Source organism: Inquilinus sp., from assembly GCF_057815775.1.
Genome location: NZ_JBYRFX010000987.1, coordinates 1 through 5,772, shown reverse-complemented (window position 1 = coordinate 5,772; position 5,772 = coordinate 1). Strand labels below are relative to the sequence as shown.

At 69.3% G+C, this 5,772-nt stretch carries 7 protein-coding genes; 3 read left to right on the top strand and 4 right to left on the bottom strand.

What is annotated here, in order from left to right; all coding sequences use genetic code 11:
- Positions 1-238 (top strand): TerC family protein (locus AC3XYG_RS35270; protein ID WP_489144565.1); only part of this gene is annotated, 238 nt, incomplete at its 5' end.
- A 271-nt stretch (positions 239-509) separates the two neighbouring features.
- On the opposite strand, the gene AC3XYG_RS35265 is transcribed toward AC3XYG_RS35270, so the two are convergent.
- Genes AC3XYG_RS35265 through puuE form a run of 4 tightly spaced genes read right to left on the bottom strand, consistent with a single transcriptional unit; the run spans position 510 to position 4,438 of the window.
- On the bottom strand, positions 510-1,742 hold the full coding sequence (locus tag AC3XYG_RS35265) for an ArgE/DapE family deacylase (RefSeq protein ID WP_489144564.1): 1,233 nt from the start codon (positions 1,740-1,742) through the stop codon (positions 510-512).
- 16 nt (positions 1,743-1,758) lie between these two features.
- Positions 1,759-3,015, bottom strand: coding sequence for an allantoate amidohydrolase (locus AC3XYG_RS35260; protein ID WP_489144563.1), 1,257 nt, complete (start codon positions 3,013-3,015; stop codon positions 1,759-1,761).
- On the bottom strand, positions 3,012-3,524 hold the full coding sequence (gene uraD, locus AC3XYG_RS35255; protein WP_489144562.1) for a 2-oxo-4-hydroxy-4-carboxy-5-ureidoimidazoline decarboxylase: 513 nt from the start codon (positions 3,522-3,524) through the stop codon (positions 3,012-3,014). Before uraD ends, AC3XYG_RS35260 begins: the two co-directional genes overlap by 4 nt.
- Positions 3,521-4,438, bottom strand: a complete 918-nt coding sequence (gene puuE / locus AC3XYG_RS35250; RefSeq protein ID WP_489144561.1) for an allantoinase PuuE — start codon at positions 4,436-4,438, stop codon at positions 3,521-3,523. The genes uraD and puuE overlap by 4 nt, the downstream gene beginning before the upstream one ends.
- A 243-nt stretch (positions 4,439-4,681) precedes the next feature.
- On the opposite strand from puuE, the gene uraH reads away from it, so the two are divergent.
- Together uraH and AC3XYG_RS35240 are read left to right on the top strand one after the other, a co-directional pair.
- A complete protein-coding gene (gene uraH, locus AC3XYG_RS35245; protein ID WP_489144560.1) occupies positions 4,682-5,047 on the top strand; it encodes a hydroxyisourate hydrolase in 366 nt (121 codons plus the stop codon).
- Positions 5,048-5,054: 7 nt separating this feature from the next.
- On the top strand, positions 5,055-5,772 hold a 718-nt coding region (locus AC3XYG_RS35240; RefSeq protein WP_489144559.1), incomplete at its 3' end, for a 2Fe-2S iron-sulfur cluster-binding protein.

The following is a 5,772-nucleotide window of genomic DNA, read 5'->3' as shown; positions in this document are numbered from 1 at the left end:
GTCGCTGGACAACGTGCTGGCGGTGGCCGGCGCGGCGCGCGAGCACCCGATCATCCTGGTCTTCGGTTTGGCGCTGTCGATCGCGATGATGGGCTTCGCCGCCTCGTTCATCGCCAAGCTGCTGAACCGCCACCGCTGGATCGCCTATGTCGGCCTGGCCATCATCCTCTACGTCGCGATCGACATGATCTGGCGCGGCGCGCACGAGGTCTGGCCGCACCTCCAGGGCGTGATGTAGGAGCCCATTCGATAACGCTACTGGTGCGGCCGTCTGATGGCGGTTTCTCCGCTTCCGGTGCTCACGGACCAAACGTCCGCTGCGCGCCGGTTCTCGAAACCACCACCAGCCGACTCGCACCAGCGCATTCTCGAATGAGCTCCGGCCGCTCTTTGTTGCTTCCCTTTTCCCGTCATTGCCGGGCTTGACCCGGCAATCCAGAGGATGTCGACAGCCTCTGGATGCCCGGGTCAAGCCCGGGCATGACAGCTTAAGGGGGCGGGATCAGCTCCTACTCTACCAGCAAATCCCGCACCGCCAGGGCGATGACCTCCGTCGCCTTGAACAGGTTGTCCAGCTTCAGCCGCTCGTCGGCGCGATGGGCATTGGCGTCCTCGATGGTGCGCGGGCCGGCGCCGTAGAGGGCGATCGGCACCCCGGCCGCGGCGTAGTGCCGGGCGTCGGTGTACAGCGGCACGCCCTTCACCGGGATCTCCTCGCCCAGCACCGGCGCGGCGCGGCGGCGGATGGCCTGGGCCAGCCGGTCGGTGCCCGGCAGCGGCGACAGCGGCTCGGCCAGCAAAATGCGGCGGATTGTGACGGTTGCCTTCGGGAAGGCCTTGGCCGCGTCCTCGATGACGCCGCGCAGCTCCGCCTCCACCGTCGCCCCGTTCTCCTCCGGGATCAGCCGGCGGTCGAGCCGGAACGCCACCCGGTCGGGCACGACATTGGTGTTGATGCCGCCCTCGATCAGCCCGATGGTCAGCTGCGGCGAGCCGATGCCGGTCACCTTCGACATCGTGGTCTGGTAGAGGTGCCGGTGCTCGTACAGCCGCACCAGGATCGGCGTCGCCGCCTCCAGCGCGTCGATGCCGGTCGACGGCAGCGCGGCGTGGGCCGACCGGCCGCGCACCTCGACCTCGAGATGCAGGCAGCCATTGTGTGCCGTGACCACGGCATAGCTGAAGGCGGCGGCGATGGCGAAGTCGGGCTTGGACAGCCCCTGCTCCAGGATCAGCTTCGGCCCGATCTCGCCGCCGGATTCCTCGTCATAGGTGATGTGCAGCTCGACCGTGCCGCGGGTCAGCTGCCCCGCCTCCTCCAGCGCCTTGAGGGCGAAGGCGTAGCTGGCAATATCGGATTTCGACACGGCGGCGCCGCGGCCATACATCCAGCCGTCGGCCACCTCAGCGCCATAGGGGTCGTGGGTCCAGCCCTCGCCGGGCGCCACCACGTCGCCATGGGCGTTCAGCGCGATCACCGGCCCGTCGCCGAAGCGGCGGCGGACGATCAGGTTGCTGGCGCTGATCATGCCATGCGCCTTGGCCAGCTCGGCCGGCACCGGATGGACCTCGACCTCGAAGCCGAGCTCGCGCAGCAGCTCCGTCGTCCGCTTGGCATGGGCGTCGCAGTCGCCCGGCGGGTTGTCGGACGGCACCTTGACCAGCTCGGCCAGGAACCGGGCCTGCTGCTCGCGCGCGCCGAGGAGATAATCGTGGATGGCGGTGTCGATGGCGTCGGTCATCCCAGGGGCTTTCGTGTCAGGCATGGTCGTACTGGCGGAGCAGGTCGAGCAGCACGCGGACGGCAAGGTCCGCATCCTCGACGGTGATGGATTCGGCCGGGTTGTGGCTGATGCCGCCGCGGCAGCGCAGGAACAGCATGGCGATCTGGGTCAGCGACGCCATCGCCATGGCGTCATGGCCGGCGCCGCTGGGCAGGCGCCGCGCCGGCAGGCCGTGCCGGCGGATCGCCGCGTCCAGCCGCGCCATCAACGCCTCGTCGCAGCGCACCGCGCCGGCATCGTGGTAGCGGTCGAGCACCAGTTCGACGCCACGGCCGCGGGCGATGCCCTCCAGCGCCGCCACCATCTCTTCCATCGCGGCCAGGCGGTCGGCGTCGTCGGGTGCGCGGATGTCGATGGTGAAGCGCACCGCGCCGGGGATGACGTTGACGGCGCCAGGCTGCACGTCGAGCTGCCCGACCGTCGCCACCACCTCGCGCCGGCCCTGGGCGCAGCGTTCGACCGCCAGGATCATCGAGGCGGCGGCCGCCAGCGCGTCCTGGCGCAGATCCATCGGCACGGTGCCGGCATGGCCGGCCATGCCGCGGATCGTGGCGTTGTAGCGGGCGGCGCCGTTGATGGCGGTGACCACGCCGAGCGGCAGGCCCTCCGCCTCCAGCACCGGCCCTTGTTCGATGTGCAGCTCGACATAGCCGAGCACATCCTCGGGTCGGCGGCCTTCACCGGCAACGGCGTCGGGATCGCCACCAAACGCCCGCAAGGCATCGCCGAGACGCACCCCGGCATCGTCGCGCGCATCGGCGGAGGCGGGATCGGACGTGCCGGCGACCGCGTGGCTGCCGGTCAGGGTGACGGGAAAGCGCACTCCTTCCTCGTCGCCGAAGCCCAGCACCTCGATGGCGAAGGGCAGCCGCTCGCCGCGCCGGTGGAGGTCGTCGACCACGGCGATGGCGGCGAGCACGCCGAGATTGCCGTCGTATTTCCCTGCGTCGCGGACGGTGTCGATGTGGGAGCCGAGCAGCAATGCCGGCAGCCCCGGCCGGTCGCCCTCATAGCGGCCGACGACATTGCCGGCGGCGTCGAGCCGCGCGGCCATGCCGGCCTCGTGCATCCAGGCCAGCACCTGGTCGGCCGCCTGGCGGTGCGCCGGCGACAGGAAGGTGCGGGTCAGCCGGTCCGGGTCCTCGCTGAAGCGGGCCAGGTCCTCCAGCCGCGCCATCAGCGCGGGGCCATAGGCCAGGGTATTCTGCTTCGGTGCGGTCCCGAGGGTCACGGCAGCAGATCCTTCAAACGCAGGAGGGCAATCTTTTCGACCTCGGCCAGGGCCGTGGCGAATTCGGTGTCGGTGGCATTGCCGATGCGGCGGCCGAAGGCGGCCAGGATCTCGGTCCGGCTGCGACCCTTCACCGCCATGATGAAGGGAAAGCCGAAGCGGCCGATATAGCGGGTGTTGAGGTCCTGGAACCGGGCGAATTCCGCCGGCGTGCAGCGGTCGAGCCCGGCGCTGGCCTGTTCGGCGCTGGAGCTGGCGGTCAGCTCGCCGGCCACGGCCAGCCGGCCGGCCAGGTCGGGGTGGGCGCGCAGCACGGCCAACTGCCCGTCATGATCCGCGGCCCGGAACACGGCGCTGAGAGCGGCGTGCAGCCCTTCGGCGCTGTCCTGGTCGGGACCCAGCCCGGCTTCCCAGGCGGCATCGGCAATCCAGGGCGAATGCTCGAACACGCCGCCGAACCGGGCGGTAAACAGGGTGCGGTCCATGCTGCTGGGGCGCGGCAAGGTCATGCCCCGGCCCCGCCATAGGGATGGCGTTCGTGCCAATGCCGGGCAATCTCGACCCGGCGGCAGAACCACACGCCCTCATGCTGCTTCGCGTAGTCCAGGAACCGTTCCAGCGCCATGATCCGGCCGGGGCGGCCGACGATGCGGCAGTGCAGGCCGACCGACATCATCCGCGGCGTCTCCGCCCCCTCCCGGTACAGCGCGTCGAAGCTGTCCTTGAGATAGGCGTAGAACTGGTCGCCGGAATTGAAGCCCTGCACAGCGGCGAAGCGCATGTCGTTGGCGTCGAGCGTGTAGGGCACGATCAGCTGCGGCTTGCCCGCGACATCCTCCCAATAGGGCAGGTCGTCGTCATAGGCGTCGGCGTCGTAGAGGAAGCCGCCATGTTCGGCCACTAGGCGCCGGGTGTTCGGGCTGGTGCGGCCGGTGTACCAGCCGAGCGGGCGCTGGCCCGACACCTGCTGCAGGATCTCGACCGCCTTGCGCAGATGCTCGCGCTCCACCGCCTCGTCGACATACTGGTAGTTGATCCAGCGATAGCCGTGGCTGGCGATCTCGTGCCCGGCATCGACCATGGCGCGGATCACGTCCGGGTTGCGCTCGGCCGCCATGGCGACAGCATAGACCGTCAGCGGGATCTTCTTGCGGTCGAACAGCTTCAGGATCCGCCAGACGCCGACCCGGGCACCGTAGTCGTAGAGGGATTCCATCGAGATATGGCGCACGCCCGGCAGCGGCTGGGCGCCGACGATCTCGGACAGGAAGCTTTCGGAGGCCGCGTCGCCATGCAGGATGCTGTTCTCGGCGCCTTCCTCGTAGTTGAGGACGAATTGCAGCGCCAGCCGTGCCCCGCCCGGCCAGTCGGCCTGGGGCGGGTTCGGGCCATAGCCGATGAGGTTTCTCGGATAGACGGACACCGGCCCTGGCCTCCTCTCGCACGCATGATCCCAAGCACAGGATAGCGACCCTGGCCGCGTCCACTTTCGCTTTTGCGTTGAAAGTCTTTCCGCCGATGACCCGTTGAGGGACGGGCCGCGGGGGTGAAACATGACAACGGAAATAAAACGACAAGCACGTCGCAGCCAGAACGGGCGATAATGCCCGGTGGCGTGACGGATCGCCAGGGACCGGCAACACGGAGAGGCAGGATGGCCACAGACATGGCATCCCACCAAGGGCGGCTGACCACACATGTGCTCGACACGGCGCATGGCCGGCCGGGCATGGGCATCGCCGTGACCCTGTACCGCGTCGACGGCGATAGCCGTACCCTGCTGGTCGAAACCCGCACCAACACCGATGGCCGCTGCGACGCGCCGCTGCTGGCCGGCGATGATTTCCAGCCCGGCACCTATGAGCTGGTGTTCGCCGCCGGCGCCTATTTCCGCACCGCCAATGTCGCCACGGGCGACCTGCCCTTCCTGGACGAGGTGCCGATCCGCTTCGGCATCGCCCATGCCGACCAGCATTATCACGTGCCGCTGCTGATCTCGCCCTGGTCCTATTCCACCTATCGCGGCAGTTGAGGCCACCATGCGGGACACCGTCCGTTTCCTATTCGGCAACGAACTGCGCGAGATCCGCTCGGTCGACCCAACCCAGACGGTCCTCGACTGGCTGCGGATCGAACAGCGCCGCACCGGCACCAAGGAAGGCTGCGCCGAGGGCGATTGCGGCGCCTGCACCGTGGTGGTCGGCCGGCGCGACGGCGACCGCATGCGCTACGACCCGGTCAATGCCTGCATCCGCTTCACCGCGACGCTGGATGGCTGCCAGCTGTTGACCGTCGAGCATCTGAAGGGCGCCGATGGCGCGCTGCACCCGGTGCAGCAGGCGATGGTCGACTGCCACGGCTCGCAATGCGGCTTCTGCACGCCCGGCTTCGTGATGTCGCTCTGGTCGACCTACGAGCACCACCAGGAAGGCGGCACCCAGCCCACCCGCCAGCAGTTGGCCGACGACCTCTCGGGCAACCTCTGCCGCTGCACCGGCTACCGGCCGATCCTCGATGCCGGCCAGCGCATGTTCGACCTGCCGGCCGTCGCGCTCGACACGCAGCCTGCCGTCGCCGCCCTCACGGCGATGGCGTCGCGGCCGCCGCTCGAATACACCGGCGCCGCATCGGCCGACCGCTTCTTCGCGCCCACGACGCTCGCCGAACTCGCCGCCCTGCGCGAGGCGCACCCGGCCGCCCGCATGCTCGCCGGCTCGACCGACGTGGGCCTCTGGGTCAACAAGCAGTTCAAGCCGC

Excerpts from the sequence above, each read along its gene's own strand:
- uraH (WP_489144560.1), top strand. The coding sequence starts at position 4,682 with ATGGCATCCCACCAAGGGCGGCTGACCACACATGTGCTCGACACGGCG.
- AC3XYG_RS35265 (WP_489144564.1), bottom strand. The coding sequence starts at position 1,742 with ATGACCGACGCCATCGACACCGCCATCCACGATTATCTCCTCGGCGCG.
- uraD (WP_489144562.1), bottom strand. The coding sequence starts at position 3,524 with ATGACCTTGCCGCGCCCCAGCAGCATGGACCGCACCCTGTTTACCGCC.